Source organism: Algoriphagus sp. (assembly GCF_029254265.1).
In the GTDB taxonomy this organism is placed as follows: domain Bacteria; phylum Bacteroidota; class Bacteroidia; order Cytophagales; family Cyclobacteriaceae; genus Algoriphagus.
The window spans coordinates 82542-106093 of the sequence record NZ_JAQWXX010000082.1; the positions used below are offsets into that span (position 1 = coordinate 82542).

Genomic DNA, 23552 nt, shown 5'->3' on the forward strand with positions numbered 1-23552 from the left:
AAATATATTTATTAATCACTAATACAGGCCAAATTATCATTCAAATTTGACCTGATTTTTAAGACTATTGAAAATTATAACTGATTAATTGTTCAAGAGGTTTAATAAAGTTGTAAGTCTTGATTTCAACTGCCTCCGATCGATGATGAAATCAAGGAATCCGTGTTCTAAAACAAACTCTGAGCTCTGGAAACCTTTTGGAAGATCTTTCCCGATAGTTTCACGAATCACTCGAGGACCAGCAAAGCCAATTAATGCACCAGGTTCTGCAATGTTAAAATCACCCAGCATTGCGTAAGATGCTGTAACTCCACCAGTCGTAGGATCTGTAAGCAAAGAAATATAAGGGATTCCTGCTTGATCCAGTAACGCAAGCTTAGCGGAGGTTTTTGCCATTTGCATTAAAGAAAAACCAGCTTCCATCATTCTTGCCCCACCTGACTTTGAGATCATTAAGAATGGAATTTTATTTTTCAAAGAATGATCAATAGCTCGAGCGATTTTCTCTCCAACAACAGATCCCATTGATCCACCTATAAAGTTGAAATCCATACAGGCCACAACTAAATCTAATCCATTCATCTTTCCCACAGCTGTTCTCACTGCGTCGTTTAGCTCAGTTTTAGTGATAGTCGCTTCAATTCTAGAACCATATGGTTTGGTATCTACAAATTTCAATGGATCCCCAGATTTCATATTCAGATCCAATTCTTTGAATTTGTTCCCATCAAAGAGAATTTCAAAGTATTCTTTGGAGCCTATTTTGACGTGAAAATCATCGTCTGGGCATACATAAGAATTGTTTTTGAGTTCTCGAGTATGGATAATATTTCCGTTTGGGGTCTTAAACCAAAGACCATCTGGGGCGTCTTTTTTCTCTGCGGTCGAAGTTTTAATTCCTTTATCAGTTCTTTTAAACCAAGCCATATTGAGTTTTTATTTTGTTTGAAAAATCAAAGGTTACAAATTTAGCCCTTATATCTGGTAAATAAAATCCACTAAAAATTAGCCTGGAAAATATTCTAAACTAGTTTTTAGGTGGATTTGGATAGGAGCATTGAGAGTTCCTCACAATAGAATTTATGTCAAGTAGTTGCCAGATTTTAACTATTTGTACTTAGATAAAATTCTTTGGATTAAGACAGTTCATGAGACCAAATCTCATCAAGACTATAAATCTGGTGTTTACTGCTTTCTGTAAAATCCAATAATTCGGGCAGTGGTAGTTCCCCGCCCCCGCCAATAATTTGCCATTTCGGTGGATCCGAAAGCCATTTCCCAAAAGAATCTTTCATATGACTTCTATCCGAATTAAATGAATCCAGATAAGTAACAGAATCTATAATCTTGAAATATGGAGAATCTATCACCCCTTCATTTATGCTAAATTCAAAAGTTCTAGATAAATATTCTTGTGCGGTTGAAGGTACCGGCAGGGTTGAATCAAAATCGTAAATAAAGGCTGAATCACTATTAGCCGCCAACAGAATCACATGATAATTCCACCAAACTACCTCATCTCCATTGATTGATTTTTGAAATTTAAAAGGGCAATTCCTTTTGGCATTGGAAACGATAAGTACTTTTTTGGAGAAGCCTTCCAACTCTTGATTTTGGCATAAATGCCAGATATTTTCTTCGCAAAAATTCGCGGAATAGTTGAATTCTTTTATTTCCATCAGTCCTGCAAATGTACCATAGTAAAAAGGGAAAGAACTCGAGCAAAGGATAATAGTTTGTTTGATTCGATAAAAATCTGAATTTAGGGCTGTGATCAAAGATTGAGAGGAGCATATTCCTTTTACTTGAGATTTCAACAATTAGATTTCCTTATCTTGAATTAAATCTTGATTCTGGAGAAAATCAGTCACAACTCCCCAATAGCCCCAGGAAAACCCATGAATTTATCAGTTCTTCTTATTCTTTCAGCAGTAATCCTGCTTTTAGCCTATCGCTTTTACGGAAAGTATGTATATAAAAAGTTTGGATTGAATGATGATCATCCTGCGCCATCCCATACCCATCGTGATGGAATTGATTATGAACCAAGTAAACCGATAGTCGTTCTCGGCCATCACTTTGCATCCATCGCAGGGGCCGGACCAATTGTAGGACCAATCATTGCGGTGACATTTGGTTGGATTCCAGCAGTAATTTGGATTTTGGTTGGGGGAATTTTTTTTGGTGCTGTTCACGATCTTGGAAGTATGGCTTCCTCATTGAAATCAGATGGTAAATCCATAGGAGTAATCATAAGAAACCAAATCGGAATAAAAGGAAAGCAGCTCTTCATCATTTTTAGTTTCTCTACATTAATTCTAGTCATTGGGGTTTTTTCAGACATTATTGCTAAAACATTTGTGAGCAATCCGGGTGTGGCATCCGCTTCTATTCTTTTCATTTTGCTGGCGATTGCTTTCGGAGTAGTAAATAGATTAGTGGGAAATAGAAAAGTAGCATTCATCATCTTAACTGCTGTTGGAGTTATCTTAATGTACTATTTTGTCTATCTCGGGATGCAGCTTCCTTTTGTTCTAGATTACAAAATCTGGATTCTTGCCCTGTTGGGATATGCCTTTTTGGCTTCGGTCACTCCTGTCAGTATGTTGCTTCAACCAAGGGACTATTTGAACAGCTTTTTACTTTACGGGATGATCATCGCCGCAGTTTTAGGGGTATTTGTGTCGAACCCTGATATTCAAATGTCCAATGAAATTACCGTTTCCAATGAGAATCTTGGTTATATTTTTCCTGTGCTGTTTGTGACCATTGCCTGTGGTGCGATTAGCGGTTTTCATTCATTGGTTGCCTCAGGTACCACTTCCAAGCAACTGGATAAGGAAAGTGATGCAAAAGTTGTTGGGTTTGGGGGAATGTTGATTGAATCATTCCTGGCAATCATTTCAGTGGGCGCTGTAATAGTTTTGACTAAAGGTGAATATACTGCCCGCCTTGCGGGTGAGGGACCAGTATCATTGTTTTCAACCGGTTTAGGAGGGATGATTTCCACTTTGGGAGTTTCAGAAAATTTTGCTGTAGGCTTTGTCGCTTTGACAGTTTCTGCTTTTGCTTTGACAACGCTTGACACCTGTACCCGTCTTGCCCGGTTTACCCTTCAGGAATATTTTGAAGATGTACCCCAGCCGGCGGCTCAGTTTGTTGCCAAAAACAGATTTTTTTCCACAGGAGTCGTAGTTGTTTTTTCGATTCTTCTTTTGCTTTCTGGAGAATTCACCACCCTTTGGCCAATCTTTGGTTCGGCAAACCAATTGCTGGCAGCACTAGCATTGCTCACTATAGCAGTATGGTTGATCAAGAAAAAGGTTAATGCGCTCTTCGTGACGATTCCCATGTTTTTCATGTTCACAGTGACACTGGCCTCGCTTGGGTTATTTGCCTGGAAAAACTTCCAAGATGAAGTATATGTCCTTTCAATTATCGCCGCTCTTCTCTTTGTTCTAGCAATTTCATTAATGGTATTAGCGACAAAAAGTTTAAAAAAGGAAGCTGCTGTCACAACTCCAAAGACGATTTAAAAACTATTTCAAAACAAAGAAAACCCAAAGATCAAAAAGAGGAGAATCAAACAAATGCTTCCATAGACTTTGATTACCTTAAGTCGATTCATCCGATCCAAAAACCAGAGTACATAAACTGGTTTAAAAAGACCGGTAATCAAACTCAAAAGTGAGATCAAAAAAGTGATTTTGAAGAAAATTAGAATTGCCTCTAACATGGGTTAAAACTAAAAAAGGAACTGAAATTCAGTTCCTTTTTTCATAGTATATTTTAAGCTTTATTACTTTTTACGCTTAATTTCTTTCATTTCGTAACCTTCGATCGTATCATCCACTTCAATATTATTGAAGTTTTTGATTGAGATACCACACTCATATCCAGCTTTCACTTCAGCCACATCGTCTTTGAATCGCTTCAATTGATCGATCTCACCCTCATGTATTACAATACCGTCTCGGATCACACGAATCTTGTTCTTTCTGGTGATAAAGCCATCTGTAACATATGAACCTGCAACAGTACCCACTTTGGTGATTTTGAAGACCTCTCTAACTTGGATATTACCAGTGATAACTTCTTCAAATTCTGGCTCAAGCATTCCCTCGATAGCATCCTTGATTTGGTTAATCGCATCGTAGATAATAGAGTAATGACGAATTTCAATCTCTTCCTGCTCAGCAAGTTTCTTCGCATTCGAAGAAGGTCTCACTTGGAAACCAATGATAATCGCATCGGAAGCTGAAGCCAAAAGGACATCAGATTCTGAAATTTGACCCACTCCCTTGTGAATAATACTTACTTTAACCTCATCCTTAGATAGTTTCAATAATGAATCGGAAAGTGCTTCAACAGATCCATCCACGTCACCCTTGATGATGATATTCAATTCCTTAAACGATCCGATCGCCAATCTACGTCCGATTTCATCCAGCGTAATATGCTTCTTGGTACGTATACTCTGTTCTCTTTGGATTTGCTCTCTTGAGTTAGCAATGTCTCTTGCTTCCCTTTCCGTATCATAAACCTTAATCGTATCACCTGCCTGAGGGGCACCACTAAGACCTAATACTTGAACTGGAGTAGATGGACCAGCTTCTTTAAGCTTCTTACCCTTATGGTCAAACATTGCCTTTACTCTACCGTAATGCTTGCCAGCAAGAATTATATCTCCAATTTTCAAAGTACCTGCCTGAACCATAATGGTAGATACATATCCTCTTCCTTTATCCAAAGAAGCTTCAATTACGGTTCCAGCTGCATTTTTATCAGGATTAGCTGTAAGTTCTAAAACTTCAGATTCCAGCAAAACTTTTTCTAAAAGTTCGTCTACACCTTCACCGGTTTTGGCTGAGACATCCTGTGACTGATATTTTCCTCCCCACTCTTCAATCAAGAGGTTCATGTTAGCTAGCTCTTCCTTGATCTTCGCAGGATTTGCATTTGGTCTATCTATTTTGTTGATCGCAAAGATCATAGGTACACCTGCAACTTGAGCGTGATTAATCGCTTCTTTAGTCTGAGGCATGATGCTGTCATCTGCTGCTATCACAATAATTGCAACGTCTGTGATTTTAGCACCACGAGCTCTCATCGCAGTAAAAGCCTCGTGACCGGGAGTATCCAGAAATGCGATTTTATGACCAGTTTTGGTAGTCACATCATAGGCGCCGATGTGCTGTGTAATTCCACCAGCCTCATCTGCCGTCACTTTGGACATTCTAATATAATCAAGTAAGGATGTCTTACCGTGATCTACGTGACCCATAATTGTTACAATTGGAGCTCGCTCGACCAAATCTTCTGGCAAATCTTCAGCTTCAACTTCCAATTCGTCCTCAATTGATTTGGTAAATTCAACGTCATATCCAAATTCATCAGCAATGATTGTAATTGCTTCTGCATCCAATCGTTGGTTGATCGAAACGAACATACCAAGAGACATGCATGCAGAGATAATTTGGTTGACTGAAACATCCATCAATGCAGCAAGGTCATTTGCAGAGATGAATTCGGTCACCTTTAAGATTTTTGCCTCTTCAGACTCCATCTCAGGATCTCTTACCCGTTCTGTCTTTTTATCTCTTCTGCTCTTACCTTTTCCTCCTGATTTACCCTGAAGTCTTGCAAGAGTCTGTTTGATTTGATCTTGAATTTCTTTCTGTGTAGGCTCAGCTTTTTGAACCCTAACAGGCTGCCCTCCTCGCTGTTGAGCAGGTCTTGGGCTTCCTCCCTGAGGACGATTTCCTTGGCCTTGGCCACCAGGACGATTTCCCCCTGGGGATCCAGGTTTATCAATTCTTTTTCTAGGACGTTTTTTATCTCTACCTCGCTCATCAGAAGATGCTACTGGACCTCCTTTTTTCTTTGGTCTGTCGGCAGGTAATTCAATTTTCCCAAGTACAGTAAGTCCTTTCAGCGAATCTGCTTTCGCAGAAATCACTTGGTCCTGCACGGGTGCAGTTGGAGTCGGTGCTTCTTTTTGAATTTGTGGAGCTGGTTTGGCTTTTTGCTCTTGAGGCTTTTGTGCCTCTACAGGCTTAGGAGCAGGAGTTGGTGATTTTGTTTCCTGTTTTCTCGGCTGCTCTGGTCTTTCTTGCTTTCTATGACCTTGGGATTGATTCCCGTACTTTTTCTTTTGTGACGGAGCGACATTTTTGCTCAAATCGATTTTACCCAAGACTTTAATCCCTTCCAATTTTGGAGCTTCAGGGGATACTTTTTCCGCTTCAGGAGACACCTTAGGTTCTTCTTTTGCTACAGGAGCCGGGATAGGCACGGGAGTTGGGGTAGGCTTTGGAGCAGGAGCTGGAACTGGAGCAGGCTCTGATTTTGCAGTAACCGCAGGTACAACAGGCTTCGGCTCTGGCTTGGGCTCAGGTTTAGGTTCCTCTTTTGGAGTCTCAGATTCTATCGAAATCGGCTCATGCCGCTTGCCTATCGAGAGGTGAGATGCCTCTTCCTTATCCAGTGCAGAAGATTTGAATTCCTTATTGAGCAGCTCTACTTGCTCCATATTTATTTTGAAATTCGGATTATTCTCCGCCTCATAGCCTTTTTTGGCCAAAGTCTCCACGATGGTAGCGGTACCCACGTTGAGCTTTCTGGCTACTTGGCCTAATCGCATCATTTTTTCTTCTGACATAAGCAAAAACCTCTTTCGAAATCTTAAGTAAAATATAGGTAATTATCGAAGCCTTAGCCCGATTTATTGTTCAAATTCTTGTCTGAGGATTCTGAAAATCTCTTCTACAGTTTCCTCTTCCAATTCTGTTCTTCTTGTTAAATCTTCTTTTGTAAGAGTCAAAACACTCCTAGCAGTATCCAATCCTGTTTTCTTCAATTCGTCTATGATCCAACCATCAATTTCATCTACGAATTCCAAGAGATCCACATCTTCCTCCTCGTATTCATTCAACTCACGGAAAACATCTATTTCAAAACCAACCAATCGGCTTGCCAGTTTTATATTATAACCACCTTTTCCGATTGCTAATGAAACCTGATCTGGTTTCAAGAATACTGAAATACGCTTAGTCTCCTGATTCACCGTAATGGACGAAACTTTTGCAGGACTTAGTGCCCGAGTCACGTACAAATCTAAGTTCTCGGTATAATTGATCACATCAATATTCTCATTTTGCAATTCTCTTACGACTGCATGAATTCGAGAACCTTTCATTCCAACACAAGCTCCTACCGGATCAATTCGATCATCATATGATTCTACAGCGACCTTAGCTCGCTCTCCTGGTTCTCTTACAATCTTGATGATTGTTATCAATCCATCATATACTTCAGGAACCTCATTCTCAAATAATCTTTCAAGGAAAACCGGGGAAGTCCTGGAAAGGATAATTTTAGGATTTCCATTTGTCATGTCCACTCTGTGTACGATGGCTTTAACACTATCGCCTTTTCGGAATCGATCTTTCGGAATCTGTTCGCCCTTAGGCAAGATCAATTCATTCCCGTCCTGATCCATCAATAGTATCTCTCTTCCTAGAATCTGGTATACTTCGGCAGTGATAATTTCTCCTACAAGTTCCTCATATTTACTATAGAGAATATCTTTCTCTAAATCTTTGATTCGCTGAATAAGCGTCTGACGAGCCATTTGAACAGCTCTTCTACCAAATTCCTCCAGTTCGATTTTCTCATAAACTTCTTCTCCGATTTCAAAATCAGGTTCGATTTTTCGGGCTTCAGTGAAACTGATTTTATCAAAATCCCAAATATCCTCGGAGTTGTCATCGACAATCTCTCTGATACGGAATATCTCCAAGTCACCTTGGTCAGCATTAATAGTCACATCGAAGTTTTCATCTGTTTCAAACTTCTTGCGAATCATCGCTCTGAACACATCTTCCAAGATACGGATCATCGTAGGGCGATCCACATTTTTAGATCTCGCAAATTCTGCGAAGGATTCTATTAAGACTTTGGCATCCATTTGAATTATTTAAAAGATACTTGTACAATTGATTTCTTCATTTTTTCGAAAGGAATCTGAAGTTCTTCTTCCGAGGCTTTTTTGCCTTTTTCTTTATTTTTTACCGAAAGTTTAATCTCGGCATCACCTACTTCAAGCAATTTTCCTGTAACTTCCTCACCGTTAGTTAGTGTGATTTTTAACTCTCGGTTTATATTTTTCTGATATTGCCTTCTACTATTCAGCGGATAATCCACCCCCGGAGAAGACACTTCCAGAACATAGGCATCCGGCATCATTTCTTTAGCTTCCAATTCCTCAGAAACTGCTCTACTGAGTTTTGCACATGCTTGTATCGTTACCCCTGAATCAGAGTCTATCAAAATACCAAGGAATGTTTTTCCAGATTTTTCAGACAGATTTACATCTACAATGAAATGATTCTCATCTGGAAGATGCTTTTCAACAATCTCTTGAATCGATCTTTTTAGCTCAGTCATGATTGGTATAATGAAAGAGGGGACATTTGGTCCCCTCCAGAAACTTTCGAATACGGGACAAAGGTAAAATATTTTTGTAGTAAAAACAATGGAGGCGAAAAATCATACATTTAATTGCAAATACCATCCAAAACCAACAATCGAAATCTCAACTTCTATTATTAAAGATTAAATAGTGAAAAAAAAATCCGATTCTTTCAGATTTGTCAGCATAACATAATAATTTTGCCGACCTCCGTTAATAATACGTCTCTAGACAGTATATTAAGCATTCAACTCCAAAATACCAGTCAACTAACACTCCAAAATGGGATTCTTCGATTTTTTCTCTAGTGATATCGCAATAGATTTAGGCACAGCAAATACGCTGATTATCCACAAGGATAAAATAGTGGTAGATGAACCTTCAATTATAGCAATTGATAAAACCAATAATCGGGTTCTCGCAGTTGGACGCGAGGCAATGAACATGCATGAAAAAACGCATGAAAATATCAAGACAATCCGCCCTCTAAAAGATGGAGTAATTGCCGACTTCTACGCTGCTGAGCAAATGATAAGAGGATTGATCAAAATGATCCCTGGCCAGAAGAAAGGAATGTTCCCCCAATCTCACCGAATGGTAATTTGTATCCCTTCCGGGATAACGGAAGTGGAAAAAAGAGCTGTTAGAGACTCTGCAGAGCATGCTGGCGCAAAAGAAGTCTATATGATTTTTGAGCCCATTGCTGCGGCTATTGGTATTGGCATTGATATCGAAAAGCCTATGGGATCCATGATCGTTGACATTGGAGGAGGTACAACTGAAATTGCTTTGATCGCTCTATCGGGTATAGTTGCAGATCAATCGATTCGAGTTGCTGGTGATACTTTCACTAAAGATATTCTGGACTATATGCGCCGTCAGCACAATTTGTTGATTGGGGAGCGATCCGCTGAAAAAGTAAAAATCGCAATCGGTTCTGCTCTTACTGAATTGGATGAGCCTCCAGAGGATTATGAGATTAGAGGTCGTGATTTGATGACAGGTATCCCTAAAGTAATTAAGGTTTCTTACTCAGAGATTGCTTTTGCATTGGACAAGTCTGTTTCAAAAATTGAAGAAGCAGTTTTGAAAGCGTTGGAAATTGCTCCTCCTGAACTTTCTGCAGATATTTATGACAATGGAATTCATTTGACAGGCGGTGGAGCTTTGCTGAAAGGATTGGACAAAAGACTTCATCAGAAGACTAAATTACCAATTCACATTGCGGAAGATCCACTTCGGGCAGTTGTTCGAGGTACTGGAACTGCCTTGAAAAACATACAAAATTTCAGAACAGTATTGATGACATAAACCCTGAATGCTACGCATCCTACAATTCCTTTACGGCTTAAGGTCTTTTCTTTTATTCGCATTACTCGAAGTGTTGGCGATCTGGTTAATAGTCGCAAACAATTCTCCCCAGGGTGCCGCTTTCTTTAATAGTTCTTCAGCAGTCATTGGCTCAGTTCTCAAAACCCAATCGGATGTAGTAGATTTCTTTTCTTTAGCCGAAGAAAATGAGATACTACTGGCAGAAAACGCCAGACTCACCGAAGAGCTAAAAGCAATCAGAATTACTCCAGATAGTGTTAAAATTGAATTAGACTCTGCTTTAAGTGCTACTTTTAAATTTAAAGGCGCAAGGGTTGTCAGTAATTCACTTCGCTTTTCTCAGAATCATTTAACCATCAATAAAGGTGAAAAAGATGGCATCAAGCCTGGAATGGGAGTCTTTAATCAGGAGGGTGTTGTAGGGAGAGTTAAGTCTGTATCCACAAATTTCGCGGTCGTTATTTCATTACTTAACACCGGATCGCTTACTTCCTCAAAAATCAAATCAAATGGTGAATTTGGGACGATAAATTGGGACGGTAAAAACTCACGACAGGCTAAAATGCTATATGTGCCAAGGCACGTAAAGGCTCAAGCCGGTGATACAGTAGTTACATCAGGGTTTAACGCTGTATTCCCAGAAGGTATATTAATAGGTACTATCTCAAGTATAGATCAAACTGGTGATCCAAATTACCTAGATATTTTAATTGATCTCAGCACGGATTTTAGCACAGTCAAATATGTCTACTTGGTAGAAAACACGGAAATCAGTGAGCGAGATTCTTTAAATCAGCAATCAAAAATTCAGGATGAATTTTAAAAGATTAATCACCTATTCATTTTTAGTATTCATTCTCGGGTTAGTTCAGATACTGCTACTCAAGAATCTAGCTCTTTTTGGTATTGCATTCTGCTTTCTTTACCTCCTGGCTATCTTAAGTTTACCGATCACGATCCCAAATATCCCCCTACTTCTTGTCAGCTTTGGCATTGGTTTATTGATTGATGTATTTTACGATACACTTGGAATGCATGCACTCGCAGCTACATTTCTTGCTTTTATAAGACCCTTTTGGCTGAAAATCATTTCTCCAACAGGAGGATACGATGATACAATTGATCCAACCATCTCTGAAATGGGATTAGGTTGGTTTTTGACTTACTCCCTACCATTAGTTTTTGCCTTTTGCCTGGTTTTCTTTTTAGCTGATCAGTGGGGCACCGGCGGGATCTTAAATGTCCTAAACAAAAGCCTCTTCTCATCGATTTTTACAGTCATTTTGGCTATTTTTGTGCAACTTCTATTCTTCAAAAGAAGGAGAGGAATCTGATGAACGACCAAAGACCACTAGTAATTCTAATTTTTATATTCTTGGTTGGTGCGGTGCTTTTGACTAAGCTTTTTACCATCCAAGTTCTTGACGACAGCTTTATGAAAAAAGCTGAGCGAAATGCGATTCAACGTGTTGTTGATCATCCCTACAGAGGATTGGTATATGATAGAAATGGAAAATTGCTGGTTTACAATAATCCCATTTTCGATCTAATGATCGTTCCAAAAGAATTTGAGGTCAGCGATACCACACGATTTCTGGAACTTTTCAAAATCTCCAAAGAAACTTTAATCGAGTCCTATACAGCTGCTCGAAAATATTCTTGGGTAAAGCCTTCTACTTTCATTAAGCAGATTTCCACAGAAGACTTTGCCCGAATTCAAGATTTTCTGATCGACTACCCTGGTCTTTTCATTATGACTAGGTCCATACGATCTTACCCATCCCCTATTGCTTCTCATGCCATGGGATATATTGGGGAAATTAGTGGAAGACAACTCGAAAGAGACAGTTCCCATTATTATGTTCAGGGAGATTATGTGGGATTAAGTGGGCTTGAAAGCTATTACGAAAAGGATCTTCGGGGCACCAAAGGAGTGAAATATAAAATGGTGAATGTCCGAGGAATAGACAAGGGTCCTTTTAAGGATGGAGAATATGATACTGCATCAGTTGCAGGAAATAATATCACCTCGACCTTAGACATGGAACTCCAGAAGTATGGAGAATTTCTTATGCAAGGGAAAACAGGATCTGTAGTAGCAATAGAACCTAAAACAGGAGAAATCCTTGCCATGATTTCTGCTCCTTTTTATGATCCAAATAGCCTCACTGGAGCGGAATTCAGTAAAAATTATAGAGTATTGAATTCTGATATCAGTAAGCCTCTATTTAATAGACCAATTATGGCGACTTATCCTCCAGGGTCTATTTTTAAAATCGTTCAAAGTTTGATTGGACTTCAAGATGGAATCTTGTTACCCTCAACGACTTTTGCTTGTAATAAGTCACTTGTAGCATGTCACAATCACCCTTCACCAGTCGATTTATTTGGTGCAATCCGAAACTCATGCAATCCTTATTATCATCAAGCATTTCGTCAGATTATCAATCGTGAAGTTTCTTCAAACACTTTTACAGATACTAAAATAGGTCTTACAGACTGGAGAGAGAAAGTAGCAAAATTTGGTCTTGGTTCCGCGTTAGGAATCGATATGAGAGGAGAAAAAGGAGGCTCAATTCCCTCTGGCGCCTACTATGACAAAGTATATGGCGAAGGAAGATGGAAATATTCTACCATCTATTCCTTATCGATAGGTCAGGGCGAAATGCAGGTGACTCCGTTGCAAATGGCTAATCTCGCAGCAATTTTTGCAAATAAAGGCTATTATTATACTCCTCACCTTGTAAAATCTATTAATGGGGACAAATCATTGATTCCACAGGAGTACTTAGTGAAAAATGAAGTTGGCATTGATGCAAAGCATTTTGACCTAATCCAAGAAGCAATGGCGGCGGCACTTTACGGTACCGCAAATAGAGCTGTCATGAAAGATTTGGTCATCGCAGGTAAAACTGGAACCGCCCAAAATCATCATGGAGAGGATCACTCCGTTTTCATAGCATTTGCACCTAAAGATGATCCCAAGATCGCAATTGCAGTCTATGTAGAAAATGCAGGATGGGGCGGTCGAGCTGCAGCAAGTACAGCCTCATTGATGATCGAGAAATATATTCAAGGAGAAGTGAAGCGACTGGATCTTCAAGATTACGTCCTTGCAGGAAACTTCATTTATTAATGAGAGGGGAAGCTGATATTAATATCAATCGAGTCGATTGGGCAACGGTAATTATTTACTTTTCACTGGTCATGGTGGGCTGGTTTAATATCTATGCTGCAGTTTACGATGGTCAGGCGGAGAAAAGTATTTTTGATTTTGCGATTAATTCCGGGAAGCAATTAGTTTGGATTGGAACAGCTATAGGAATCATTATCGTGATCATGGCGGCTGATCATAGACTTTTTGAAAATCTAGCCATTCCCATTTATCTGATATTCATAGTATTATTGCTACTGACTCCTTTCTTAGGAAAAGAAGTAAATGGCCAGGTGCTTTCGATTGGAGTTGGCTCAGTCCGTATCCAAGCTGGGGAATTTGCCAAATTTGCAACCGCTCTTGCACTTGCTAAAGTCATGGAGAGGCCAACCTTTGATCTCTCTAAATCCAACTACCAGCTTCAGGCTTTCGGTGTATTACTTTTACCAGTTGCCTTGATTATTCTGCAGCCAGATACGGGTACAGCAATGGTCTATTTTTCATTGCTTCTTATGTTTTACCGGGAGGGCTTACCACAGCACTATTTTATCTTAGGATTTGGTATGATTGCTCTGACTCTGTTGGCCCTTGGCATTGAAAACAACATTTATCTAGTCATTGGAATAAGCTTAATTACAATTATTTTGATTTTTCTTGGGAAAAGGACTCCTCAGCGAATCATTGCTTTTAGCCTAATCGGAATTGGACTTATCATATATACATACAGTTTAGATTTTGTGATCTCCAAACTACCAGAACACCAGCAGAATAGGATCATGGTTTTGTTTGATCCGAATATCGACCCACTCGGTGTGGGATGGAATGTGACTCAATCCAAAATAGCCATTGGTTCTGGTGGGTTAGCTGGCAAGGGCTATCTGCAGGGGACTCAGACAAAATTTGATTTTGTACCAGAGCAACACACCGATTTTATCTTTTGCACTCTTGGAGAAGAATTTGGTTGGCTTGGAAGTTTGGTAGTAATCTCCCTTTTCGTAGGCCTACTCTACCGATTAGTGATCATGGCCGAGCGACAAAAAAATAGATTTTCGAGAATTTATGGTTACTGCGTAGTTTCCATTCTCTTATTTCATTTCATGATCAATATAGCCATGACTATTGGACTATTTCCAGTAGTAGGTATACCATTACCGTTTTTTAGTTATGGAGGCTCTTCTTTGTGGTCTTTTACAATGCTCCTATTTATCTTTATCAAGATGGATAGTTCGAGAGCACTCCAATTGGGTAGATTAGGTTAAGAATCTAAAAGTTTTTTAAGCCAATATTGCTTCTTAGGCTCTCTGTTTTTGATTGCAAAAGGCGTCTGAAAATGATGTGACTTTAAAAAATTAATCTGTAGATCTTTCCATTGCTGATCAGTGGTGATAATATTCATGTGCTTTAATTCAGCAAAAAGTTTAACACTAATCGTAGGATAGTCATCTCTCCCCAAGTAGTCTAAATCTGCATCACAAATGATTTTTTGGAGATAGTTTAAAGGTGTTTGTGGAATTTTGGTAGCCATGACCAAGCCTTTTACTTGATCAATTATTCGCTGTTCCATTCCAAGATCTTTCATCAATACCCCAGCCATCTCAGCTCCAACTGCTTCATGGTTTGCCGGACCAATCAAAAAACCCATATCGTGAACGATAGCACCCATTCTTAAAAGATATCTGTCTTCTTCCGAAAGATTTTCCCTTCTGATGTACTGCTCACAAACATTGAGCACATCCAGTGTATGATTCATTCCGTGATAGGCAAGGTATTGAGGCAGTTCGCTCTTCAATCTGGCTAACACATGTCTTCTAAGCTTTAAATATCCTTGCATTCAGTAAACTGGGCTTGAAACCTAAATATGGGTTTCTGATTTAAGATTACAAAATAAATATAAACAAATGACCAAGATAAGTCGAATTTGAACTATCAATTACCTACGATTAGGAGTATTTCCACTCTTTTTGCGTTTAAGTAAATGCATTTCAGTCTTTCTTAAAATTTCAAAACTTCGCCAAGTTATTGATTAATTAATATTTTTTATTCACATTTCAATATTTACTCCTTTAAAGAGGATTCCATTTTTTAGTTTATAGGAGTGAAATTTTAAAGGGATTACTTTAACTGCTTCTTTTTTACAAATCAAACTTCCGATATACCAAAACCAAAAATTCCTCTACTACTTCAGAATCTACTTCCCAATTCAATTCATTCACAAATCTTGAGTTTAATAAGTCTATTGCTGCCACAAAACTTCCTGCTTCATCAATGGACTTTAGTGCATGTTTCAAGAGGTCTGCATTCCCTTCAAACAATTCCTTGCTGAACATAATCCGTTGATTGATTGCCAGACTTTCAGATAGCTCGCCGATCATCCCTTTCATCCCACGATAAGATTCTCTTTCAAACTTTGCTTTTATTCGTTTAGCGTTTAGTTTTCCATCCGAATTTAAGGCCTCCTTTATCATAGGGTCAGGCTGAGTGAGCTTTTCAACTTCCTGTTCCTCTTGATTTGGGATTTCTTCAAAAAATGATTTTTCTGGTTCTTTTGACTTTTCTTCTGGACTTGGACTTTCAACCTCTACGGTATCATTTTTCAACAAAAGCGCATCTAAATCGAATGCTTTGATTTCACCTAATGTTGCCAAAAGTAAATTACTTGATTCAAGAGAATCCTTGATCACTTGGAAATTAGCTGAGACAGCTTTCAAATAGGCCTGCCGATCGTGACCAAAACCAGCCTTGTCAATCAGAAAGGAAACTACTGGGAGGTGCCACTTATAATATTTACGATTTTCTTTTAAATACTCGTTGATCATTGTCTCCTCCGCCTTACCAATTTCTTCTTGGTAAAACGAAACTGGATCAATCGCAAGGATGATGGAATTCATCACTGAACTTTTTACCAAAGGCTCAAGATATGTCCGCTCAACTTTGATTCTTCGGGAGAGGGCATTCATAAATTGAGTCAAGGCTTCATGCACAGTAATGTCCCTATAATCGAAATAAGGATTACTTTTTAATTTTTCTAGCTCCAATTGCCAGAGCTCAAATAGTCTTTTGATTACAAAAAAATTGACTTGGGTGCTATTTGTCATCCCAATAATATCCTGTCCTGTGACAAACTGTTTGGAGGCAAAAACCTTTTCACAGACCAGTTCGGCATAGTCTTGAGCGTATTTTTCTAAATAATTGCTGTTAATTTGAATTGTCATAGAGTTATATGGTTTCCAAAGGTCAACGAACAAATGCCACAAATCGTCATAGAGAATCTATTTAATCTTACGATTGATGTGCCTCGTGATGGAGGTAAAGTTATCGAAATAATTCATCAAAATGGCATTGACTGGATGCATGCCTGTGGCAAAAAAGGTCGGTGTACAACCTGTAAAATCATAATTAAGGAAGGAATTGAAAACCTCACTGAGCCTACAGATCGAGAAATACTGTTTAGAACACAAGGAAGATTGAAGCCCAATGAAAGGCTCGCTTGCCAGGTGCAAATCATAGAAGGGAAACTAGTTGGGCGAGTAGCGGATGTCAATAAGTTTCCACATATAAAATACAGCGAATAAGGGTATCACATGTTTATAGAACCATCCATTGGCAGAAGTAGGAATCCGGAAAGAAAAGGGCAGATTGAAGTCATCTGTGGCTCTATGTTTTCTGGCAAAACTGAGGAATTGATTCGGAGATTAAACCGTGCCTTGATTGCCAAGCAAAAAGTTGAAATTTTCAAACCCAAAGTGGATACAAGATATCATGATTCCGATGTGGTATCCCACAATGAAAGCTCCATTCGCTCCACTCCCGTTAATTTTGCTGATGACATCTTATTAATGAGCGGTGACTGTGATGTGATTGGGATCGATGAGGTTCAGTTTTTTGATGAGCAGATTATTTCGGTGGTCCGTAAACTTGCTAATTCTGGAAAGCGGGTAATCTTAGCTGGATTGGATATGGATTTCGAAGGAAACCCATTCGAGCCTATGCCGCAGTTGATGGCCATTGCAGAGTACGTTACGAAGGTGAATGCAATCTGTATGAAATGTGGGGATTTGGCAGCCTTTTCTTTTCGTTTAAGTGATACCAAAACAAAAGTTGTATTGGGTGAAAAGGAAACGTACGAAGCCAGATGCCGAAAGTGCTTTTATGAAGACAAGATTTGAAATGTTGATTGAAAATATGCTCTTGGATCTGGAAGGAAAATGTTGAAGAAAACGACCGGCATTGTTTTAAATACCCTGAAGTTTAAAGAGACGAGCATTATTGTGAAAATTTTTACCCGAGAGCTAGGGCTAAAGTCCTATCTGGTAAATGGCGTTCGGGTGAATAGCAAAAATTCCAAAATGGCATTCTATCAACCTTTGACAATGCTGGATCTTGTGGTTTATGATAAATCAAATGCCAGCCTAAATCGAATCTCAGAGGTTCGCCTTTTGCGGGCCAATCAGTTAATTTCGTTCGATTTTGCCAGAACAGGAATTGCACTTTTTATCACGGAAGTCATTACAAAATCAATTTTTGAAAATTATCAAAACGAACATTTGTTTGATTTTCTGGACGAATCGATTTTGGAATTAGACAGCCCCAATGCAAAATTAAGCCAGTTTCCAATCGTCTTTTTGTTAGAAAAAGCAGTTTTCCTGGGATTCGCTCCAGATCAGGCCATAGGTTATTTGGATGAAAGTAGATCTCAGCCTTTTTCACCAATAGAACTCTTAGAAGCAAAATCTTACTTGGAGTCGCTGATGTCTGAGTCTTTTCATTGCAAACAAAAAGTGACATTGAGTTTGCGCAGAAAGCTCCTCGACCATCTACTTGATTTTTACAGCCAACATTTGGAAAATCCCGGAGAATGGAAATCGATGAGTATTCTGCGACAGGTGTTAGCATAAAGGGTGGATTTTATTCTCACAAAATAAAAATTTGCTAAATCCAAAAGCATAGGTTAATATTGTGACATCACCGTGCATGAGCAGACCAGCCCGCTTTGGTTTGATTATTTCCTGCAGATCTTTTTTGCTCAGAAAATCATTCACGATCCCAAAAACAGCATTTCATATTACTATTTATTTCATACCCTCTTTATGTACAACATAGAAGAACTCAGAATCAGACTACTGTCTGAGCTGAAGGAAATCGCTGAGGAATTAGGTGTAAAAAACCATAAATCACTCAAAAAAGACGACCTCGTCTATGCGATTCTTGATCAGCAAGCCATCACCCCAGAGCAAGCACTTCCAAAAAAGAAGCCTTCCATCGTAGAAAACAGCCCTGAGCCGGAAGTATCAAAACCGAAAACTGAAGAATCAAAACCTAGGGCTGAAGAACCAAAAAAACCAGCTCCCGCACCCGCTGCTACCGAAGAACCAGAATACAAGCCAAAATTCAAGCGGCAAAATGTAACGGAGATACCATCTCCTACTCCTAGCGAAAATCCAGCTCCTAAAGCCGAGGTAGAACCAAAGGAAGCAAAAGAATGGAAGCCAAAACGAGAACAAACTCAGGAGCGACCAGCACGAAAAGCCAGTACCGAAGCATCCACAGAGGAACCAAAACTTTTTAGACCTCGAAAAAAAGTATTTGAAGAAGAAGCTACTTCAGCTACTCCTCAAGATGCTCAGCCTGATTTCAACAATTCCAAAACAGAGCAGGAAGTTGAACTTCCAAAACGAAAGAATTTCAAATCACAGGATGAGGTATTGGCACCGGCTGCTGAAGTTGTACCTCAGGCCAATCGAAAAAAATCTTTTGTACACCCAAGAGAATTTGATGGGGTAATAGAAAATGAAGGCGTCTTGGAAATGATGCAAGAGGGTTACGGTTTCCTCCGTTCATTGGATTACAATTACCTTGCTTCTCCAGATGATATTTATGTGTCGCCTAGTCAGGTGAAATTATTTGGACTTAAAACCGGTGATCATATCAAAGGCTCGATTCGCCCTCCAAAAGAAGGTGAGAAGTACTTTGCCCTATTGAAAATTGCCACTGTAAATGGTAAAACCACTGACGAAATCAGAGATCGGGTTCCTTTTGAATATTTAACTCCACTTTTCCCAGAAGAAAGATTAAATCTCTCTACCACAGGAGATAAGTACTCTACGAGAATTGTCGATTTATTTGCTCCTATCGGAAAAGGTCAGCGAGGAATGATTGTAGCTCAGCCAAAAACCGGTAAGACCGTATTGCTTCAGCAGATTGCGAATGCAATTACTAAAAACCACCCTGAAGTTCACTTGATGATCTTATTGATCGATGAGCGACCTGAGGAAGTGACGGATATGGCTCGATCGGTAAATGCAGAGGTAATCTCCTCCACATTTGACGAGACTGCCGACAGACATGTGAAAGTTTCTAACATCGTTTTAGAAAAAGCAAAGCGTATGGTAGAAGTAGGTCATGATGTGGTGATCCTTTTGGATTCTATCACCAGACTTGCAAGAGCACACAATACCGTGGTACCAAGCTCTGGAAAGATTCTTTCCGGTGGTGTGGATGCCAATGCACTTCACAAGCCAAAGCGGTTCTTCGGTGCAGCACGTAACGTGGAGAATGGCGGTTCTTTGACTATCATCGCTACTGCGCTTGTAGAAACAGGTTCTAAAATGGACGAAGTAATCTTTGAGGAATTCAAAGGAACTGGTAACATGGAACTTGCTCTGGATCGTAAGCTTTCCAACAGAAGAATCTATCCTGCTATCGATGTGCTTAACTCAGGTACTCGTCGTGAGGATCTCTTGATGGATAAGGAAGAAATGCAGCGAGTATGGATCCTTCGTAAGCTGATGAGCGACATGAACTCTCAGGAGTCTATGGAATTCTTACTGAATCGTATGAAAGGAACCCGCGACAATGCTGAGTTTTTGATTAGCATGAATGGGTAATATTTCCTTCAGGAAATAAAAATATATACCCCGGCTGAAAAGTCGGGGTTATTTTTTTGTATTTCCAACTCGGGACGGTAAACCACGAGCTGCTAAATGACAGACTCTAAACCTTGATAAATGAAGAAGAAATAATCAGTCGAGTTTTGATAAATAAGTCAAAAGAGCAATAGAATATCAAGGTAATTTATAAGACTTTCTCCTAAGAGCCATATAGATGCTATAAGCCGTTAGACCTAGATCATAACTTATCAAGTAAAAACAATTGCTGTTGGAAATAAAATTAGAATAGCTAGTTGATCTATAAATAGAATTAATGTGTAAAAATTGTTTAATCCAAAAACAGTGTCCTATTTCAAAAGATGGACGATGTATTAAATTGTATTATTTCCAATTTTTTTGAGCCACTTTATTCTTTTTGACTTATTTTTACGAGAATGATTTGAACCTTAAGGCCTTAAATCGGTTTAAGTTTGATAGTTTATTAATGCCCAACCCTATTTTCAAAAGTATTCACCTTTTTTCGTCAAAAGTCAATTTTGCTTTAATCGCTTTTTTGACATTCTGCTCCTTTTTTTTGAGCCAGGTGGAAGGGTATGGGCAGTGCGTTCCAGGAGAGACAGTAACTGTTACCTATTCTTCTATTGGAAATGGCACATTTATCATTCCTTCAGGTGTAACTTCCGTACGGGTTCAGGTTTGGGGAGCTGGAGGAAGGGGAGGAACCAGAAGTAGTGATGGTGAAGGTGGTGGAGGTGGTGGCGGTGCCTATTCCGAAAGCACACTTAGTGTTTCCTCGGGTGATACATATTTTTATTCTGTAGGAGCAGGAAGCACATCTGAGTCGCGGGGTGGAAACTCTTGGTTTTCAACTAATAATAACATTTCTGGCGCACTAGTCTTGGCAACAGGTGGCGAATCCGCAGAAAATAATGATGATGATGGTGCTGAGGGAGGAAATAGAAATGATGGTATAGGAGATATCCGATTTTCAGGTGGTGACGGAGGTGATGGGGATGGAAATGACGGAGGAGGAGGAGGATCCTCTGGAAGCCCAAGTGATGACGGAGAAGATGGAGAAGACGGGGACGATGGTTCTGATGGGGGTCAAGCAAATGGTGATGGAGGTGATGGAGGAAATGGACAAGAGTCGAATGACGGCAATGGTTTTAATGGACAAAATCCTGGTGGTGGTGGTGGCGGTGCTACAAGAAGGAATAATAATCAAACCTACACTGGAGGAGCAGGAGGAGATGGTCAGGTAATTATATCTTATGTCTGCCCTACATGTGGCCCCAGTATTTCATATTCCTCAGTTGTACAACAGTTCACTGTCCCTGCCGGTATAACTTCTATCTCAGCAGAAGCATGGGGAGGCGGAGGAAGAGGTGGAACCCGAAGCGGCAATGATGGTGGTGCTGGTGGAGGTGGTGCTGGCGCATATTCTGCTAGCACCGCAATAAGTGTAACACCTGGAGAAATTCTCTACTACCGGACAGGCGCTGGAAGTTTATCGTCTGCTTCTCCTGGGCAAGATTCATGGTTATCTAGAAATTCTGATGGTAGTAGTCCATTAATTTTAGCAAAAGGAGGTGCTTCTATTTCTGGAAATAATATTACTTCAGGGGCGGCTGGAGGACTAGCGGTTGATGGAGTAGGAGTTACCAAGATAGATGGAGGCAATGGAGATAATGCAGGCAACGGAAACAATGGAGATGGTGGAGACGGAGGCGATTCTCCGAATGGTGGAAATGGTGGCTTAGGTGGAAATGGAGGGAATAGTGAAGAAATCCCTGGAGAAGATGGCGAATCACCTGGAGGAGGTGGTGGTGGTGCTAAAACAGGAGAGAACGATAAAACAGAACAAGGTGGCAACGGAGGTAATGGTTTGATTAAAATCACTTATTCCTGCGATAATTCCAATCCTCCTCCAAGTGGTTGCTGGAGATATATTGATGACGGGTCTGTTTCAGGAGTAGTAATTATAGAATTTTTCGATGACTGTACCTGGGAAGCTCCGGAAGGCTTATTGGAATTCGAGGTGTTGGTTGTTGGCGGCGGTGGCGGTGGCGGTCTTAAGGCTGGCGGCGGTGGCGGCGGTGGCGGTCTTGTTCATGCTCGAGCGTTAGTAGAAGAAACTCTTAGTGAAGGTCTTCCAGCAAATTCTGTCTTCAGCATTTTAGTCGGTGATGGAGGTAATGGTTCCACAGATCGAGATAATAGAGGAGAAAACGGAACTCGTTCTTCATTTGACTTAGGCGAAAGCTACGAAATCATCGCTGGTGGTGGTGGTGGTGGTGGTTCAGATGGCTCAGGAAATATTGATGAAGGTGCCCCTGGAGATAATTCTTCCATTGCAACTACTACTGGTTTGGAGCCTGTAAATTCTATGCTTTTGAATGGTTCTGATGGTGGGGCTGCTCACAATGAAGATAATCCGGATGGATCAAATGGTGGTAATGGAGACAGCCATTCAGGAGGTGGCGGCGGAGGTGCAGATGGTAATGGTGAGAATGCACCTAATAATGAAAATGGTGGCGATGGTGGTGATGGGCTATCAATTCTTGATTTTGATAATAGAATTTATGCTGCTGGAGGAGGTGGAGGTGGCAGGAACGGTAACGGAGGCGATGGAGGAAGCTCCCCAAATGGGGGAGGTGATGGTGGTGATGGAGATGAAGAGGATGCAACCTCAGGGCAAGCTGGTCAAAGTCCAGGATCTGGAGGTGGAGGCACTGGTGATGGAGACGAAGAGGATGTAGATGGATTATCTGGTGGCAATGGTGCAAAAGGTGTTGTTATTGTGCGCTATGAAATTGCAAGAATCCTCCCAGTTGAATACCTCTACTTCAATGCCAAGTACAATTCTTTCTTGCGTTCTGGTGATCTTACTTGGGCTACGGCCAAAGAATGGGAAAATGATCGATTTGAGGTGGAGCGATCTGTAAACAATGTTACTGCTTGGGAGAAAATTGGCGTAATTGATGGTGCCGGTTATTCCGATGGACCAATTGATTATGATTATCAAGATTTAAAACTTCCAGTTGCTGGAGGGAATATCTTCTATAGATTGAAGCAAGTCGACTTCGATGGAGAATTTTCTTTTTCAGATACCAAATCGATTAAAGTCGAAGCACTTCCCGGTACAACACAGTGGAGAATCTTTCCTAATCCTACCACAGGATATCCATTCAATATAGAAATACTCGACCCATCTGCTTATCGGGATGAGCCTGTTACCTTACGAGCGATTTCCCCTACTGGTCAATACGAATTTATTCAAGTAGATGATATCCGGGAAATGGGAGCTCAAGTCAGTAACTACTTTGAGCAAAAAGCTTCTGGAGTGTATACAATTGAGATAGCTTGGGGAGCTAAGCGGGAATACCATAAGGTGATTTTGAAGAGGTAAATAGCAGCAATCCTTCCAAAAATTCTGGTTGACCCCAAATTGTATAGGGTAAAATCTCACAGGCTAGGGCGAAATTCCAGATTATAAGGCGGTGGACTCCTAGCTTATTTTTTTGCTGAATAGGAGGATAAAACCAGTAATCATATTTGGTCAAAGCTTGGAAGCTTACACAAATTTTTCTTCCTTTTATTACAGCTTTAACAAAGAGCAAAGCTAAATCTAGACAGATCTCTATTTTAATGAATTGGATTATTTTAACCTAATTATTTGGGTAACCAAGGTTCTGAATTTCAAAAA

19 protein-coding genes are annotated in these 23552 nt (G+C 39.9%); 11 read left to right on the forward strand and 8 right to left on the reverse strand.

Annotated elements, in window-relative coordinates; genetic code table 11:
- Positions 1 to 84: 84 nt before the first annotated feature.
- Together accD and P8O16_RS12555 are read right to left on the reverse strand one after the other, a co-directional pair.
- On the reverse strand, positions 85 to 927 hold the full coding sequence (accD, locus tag P8O16_RS12550) for an acetyl-CoA carboxylase, carboxyltransferase subunit beta (protein WP_075349038.1): 843 nt from the start codon (positions 925 to 927) through the stop codon (positions 85 to 87).
- Positions 928 to 1136: 209 nt separating this feature from the next.
- Entirely contained in the window at positions 1137 to 1778 is a 642-nt protein-coding gene (locus P8O16_RS12555; RefSeq protein WP_300315399.1) for a hypothetical protein, read from the reverse strand.
- 120 nt (positions 1779 to 1898) lie between these two features.
- On the opposite strand from P8O16_RS12555, the gene P8O16_RS12560 reads away from it, so the two are divergent.
- A complete protein-coding gene (locus tag P8O16_RS12560; RefSeq protein ID WP_300315402.1) occupies positions 1899 to 3536 on the forward strand; it encodes a carbon starvation protein A in 1638 nt (545 codons plus the stop codon).
- Positions 3537 to 3544: 8 nt separating this feature from the next.
- Here P8O16_RS12560 and P8O16_RS12565 read toward each other — a convergent pair whose 3' ends face one another.
- The 4 genes from P8O16_RS12565 to rimP form a co-directional block, all read right to left on the reverse strand.
- The gene (locus tag P8O16_RS12565) at positions 3545 to 3736 is read right to left on the reverse strand and encodes a hypothetical protein (protein WP_300315405.1); all 192 of its coding nucleotides are present in this window, start codon (positions 3734 to 3736) and stop codon (positions 3545 to 3547) included.
- 63 nt (positions 3737 to 3799) lie between these two features.
- Positions 3800 to 6661: a translation initiation factor IF-2 gene (gene infB / locus P8O16_RS12570; protein WP_300315408.1), complete on the reverse strand. Its 2862-nt coding sequence runs from the start codon at positions 6659 to 6661 to the stop codon at positions 3800 to 3802.
- A gap of 63 nt (positions 6662 to 6724) precedes the next feature.
- A complete protein-coding gene (nusA, locus tag P8O16_RS12575) occupies positions 6725 to 7969 on the reverse strand; it encodes a transcription termination factor NusA (RefSeq protein WP_075349032.1) in 1245 nt (414 codons plus the stop codon).
- Positions 7970 to 7974: 5 nt separating this feature from the next.
- Positions 7975 to 8448, reverse strand: coding sequence for a ribosome maturation factor RimP (gene rimP / locus P8O16_RS12580; protein ID WP_300315412.1), 474 nt, complete (start codon positions 8446 to 8448; stop codon positions 7975 to 7977).
- Positions 8449 to 8755: 307 nt separating this feature from the next.
- On the opposite strand from rimP, the gene P8O16_RS12585 reads away from it, so the two are divergent.
- The 5 genes from P8O16_RS12585 to rodA are packed head-to-tail and all read left to right on the forward strand — an operon-like array spanning position 8756 to position 14218.
- The gene (locus P8O16_RS12585) at positions 8756 to 9784 is read left to right on the forward strand and encodes a rod shape-determining protein (protein ID WP_075349030.1); all 1029 of its coding nucleotides are present in this window, start codon (positions 8756 to 8758) and stop codon (positions 9782 to 9784) included.
- A gap of 7 nt (positions 9785 to 9791) precedes the next feature.
- The gene (gene mreC, locus P8O16_RS12590) at positions 9792 to 10628 is read left to right on the forward strand and encodes a rod shape-determining protein MreC (protein WP_300315418.1); all 837 of its coding nucleotides are present in this window, start codon (positions 9792 to 9794) and stop codon (positions 10626 to 10628) included.
- Complete coding sequence (locus tag P8O16_RS12595; RefSeq protein ID WP_300315421.1) at positions 10618 to 11139, forward strand: rod shape-determining protein MreD; 522 nt, start codon at positions 10618 to 10620, stop codon at positions 11137 to 11139. Before mreC ends, P8O16_RS12595 begins: the two co-directional genes overlap by 11 nt.
- Positions 11139 to 12941 (forward strand): penicillin-binding protein 2, encoded by a 1803-nt coding sequence (gene mrdA, locus P8O16_RS12600; protein ID WP_300315424.1) that lies wholly within the window; start codon positions 11139 to 11141, stop codon positions 12939 to 12941. Before P8O16_RS12595 ends, mrdA begins: the two co-directional genes overlap by 1 nt.
- Positions 12941 to 14218, forward strand: coding sequence for a rod shape-determining protein RodA (gene rodA / locus P8O16_RS12605; protein ID WP_300315427.1), 1278 nt, complete (start codon positions 12941 to 12943; stop codon positions 14216 to 14218). The genes mrdA and rodA overlap by 1 nt, the downstream gene beginning before the upstream one ends.
- Here rodA and P8O16_RS12610 read toward each other — a convergent pair.
- Both P8O16_RS12610 and P8O16_RS12615 read right to left on the reverse strand, forming a co-directional pair.
- Entirely contained in the window at positions 14215 to 14790 is a 576-nt protein-coding gene (locus tag P8O16_RS12610; RefSeq protein ID WP_300315430.1) for an HD domain-containing protein, read from the reverse strand. The genes rodA and P8O16_RS12610 overlap by 4 nt on opposite strands.
- Positions 14791 to 15091: 301 nt before the next feature.
- Entirely contained in the window at positions 15092 to 16171 is a 1080-nt protein-coding gene (locus P8O16_RS12615; RefSeq protein ID WP_300315433.1) for a hypothetical protein, read from the reverse strand.
- A gap of 33 nt (positions 16172 to 16204) precedes the next feature.
- Here P8O16_RS12615 and P8O16_RS12620 point away from each other — a divergent pair, with 33 nt between their 5' ends.
- The 5 genes from P8O16_RS12620 (at position 16205) to P8O16_RS12640 (ending at position 23255) form a co-directional block, all read left to right on the forward strand.
- Positions 16205 to 16531, forward strand: a complete 327-nt coding sequence (locus tag P8O16_RS12620; RefSeq protein WP_300315436.1) for a 2Fe-2S iron-sulfur cluster-binding protein — start codon at positions 16205 to 16207, stop codon at positions 16529 to 16531.
- A 9-nt stretch (positions 16532 to 16540) separates the two neighbouring features.
- Positions 16541 to 17125 (forward strand): thymidine kinase, encoded by a 585-nt coding sequence (locus P8O16_RS12625; RefSeq protein ID WP_300315439.1) that lies wholly within the window; start codon positions 16541 to 16543, stop codon positions 17123 to 17125.
- 39 nt (positions 17126 to 17164) lie between these two features.
- On the forward strand, positions 17165 to 17854 hold the full coding sequence (recO, locus tag P8O16_RS12630; protein WP_300315442.1) for a DNA repair protein RecO: 690 nt from the start codon (positions 17165 to 17167) through the stop codon (positions 17852 to 17854).
- A 192-nt stretch (positions 17855 to 18046) separates the two neighbouring features.
- Positions 18047 to 19843, forward strand: a complete 1797-nt coding sequence (rho, locus tag P8O16_RS12635; protein WP_300315445.1) for a transcription termination factor Rho — start codon at positions 18047 to 18049, stop codon at positions 19841 to 19843.
- A 487-nt stretch (positions 19844 to 20330) separates the two neighbouring features.
- On the forward strand, positions 20331 to 23255 hold the full coding sequence (locus P8O16_RS12640; RefSeq protein ID WP_300315447.1) for a glycine-rich domain-containing protein: 2925 nt from the start codon (positions 20331 to 20333) through the stop codon (positions 23253 to 23255).
- The last annotated feature ends 297 nt before the right edge of the window (positions 23256 to 23552 follow it).

Coding starts and splice junctions, on each gene's coding strand:
- accD (WP_075349038.1), bottom strand. CDS start 927: ATGGCTTGGTTTAAAAGAACTGATAAAGGAATTAAAACTTCGACCGCA.
- P8O16_RS12560 (WP_300315402.1), top strand. CDS start 1,899: ATGAATTTATCAGTTCTTCTTATTCTTTCAGCAGTAATCCTGCTTTTA.
- P8O16_RS12565 (WP_300315405.1), bottom strand. CDS start 3,736: ATGTTAGAGGCAATTCTAATTTTCTTCAAAATCACTTTTTTGATCTCA.
- infB (WP_300315408.1), bottom strand. CDS start 6,661: ATGTCAGAAGAAAAAATGATGCGATTAGGCCAAGTAGCCAGAAAGCTC.
- nusA (WP_075349032.1), bottom strand. CDS start 7,969: ATGGATGCCAAAGTCTTAATAGAATCCTTCGCAGAATTTGCGAGATCT.
- rimP (WP_300315412.1), bottom strand. CDS start 8,448: ATGACTGAGCTAAAAAGATCGATTCAAGAGATTGTTGAAAAGCATCTT.
- P8O16_RS12585 (WP_075349030.1), top strand. CDS start 8,756: ATGGGATTCTTCGATTTTTTCTCTAGTGATATCGCAATAGATTTAGGC.
- mreC (WP_300315418.1), top strand. CDS start 9,792: ATGCTACGCATCCTACAATTCCTTTACGGCTTAAGGTCTTTTCTTTTA.
- P8O16_RS12595 (WP_300315421.1), top strand. CDS start 10,618: ATGAATTTTAAAAGATTAATCACCTATTCATTTTTAGTATTCATTCTC.
- mrdA (WP_300315424.1), top strand. CDS start 11,139: ATGAACGACCAAAGACCACTAGTAATTCTAATTTTTATATTCTTGGTT.
- rodA (WP_300315427.1), top strand. CDS start 12,941: ATGAGAGGGGAAGCTGATATTAATATCAATCGAGTCGATTGGGCAACG.
- P8O16_RS12610 (WP_300315430.1), bottom strand. CDS start 14,790: ATGCAAGGATATTTAAAGCTTAGAAGACATGTGTTAGCCAGATTGAAG.
- P8O16_RS12615 (WP_300315433.1), bottom strand. CDS start 16,171: ATGACAATTCAAATTAACAGCAATTATTTAGAAAAATACGCTCAAGAC.
- P8O16_RS12620 (WP_300315436.1), top strand. CDS start 16,205: ATGCCACAAATCGTCATAGAGAATCTATTTAATCTTACGATTGATGTG.
- P8O16_RS12625 (WP_300315439.1), top strand. CDS start 16,541: ATGTTTATAGAACCATCCATTGGCAGAAGTAGGAATCCGGAAAGAAAA.
- recO (WP_300315442.1), top strand. CDS start 17,165: ATGTTGAAGAAAACGACCGGCATTGTTTTAAATACCCTGAAGTTTAAA.
- rho (WP_300315445.1), top strand. CDS start 18,047: ATGTACAACATAGAAGAACTCAGAATCAGACTACTGTCTGAGCTGAAG.
- P8O16_RS12640 (WP_300315447.1), top strand. CDS start 20,331: ATGCCCAACCCTATTTTCAAAAGTATTCACCTTTTTTCGTCAAAAGTC.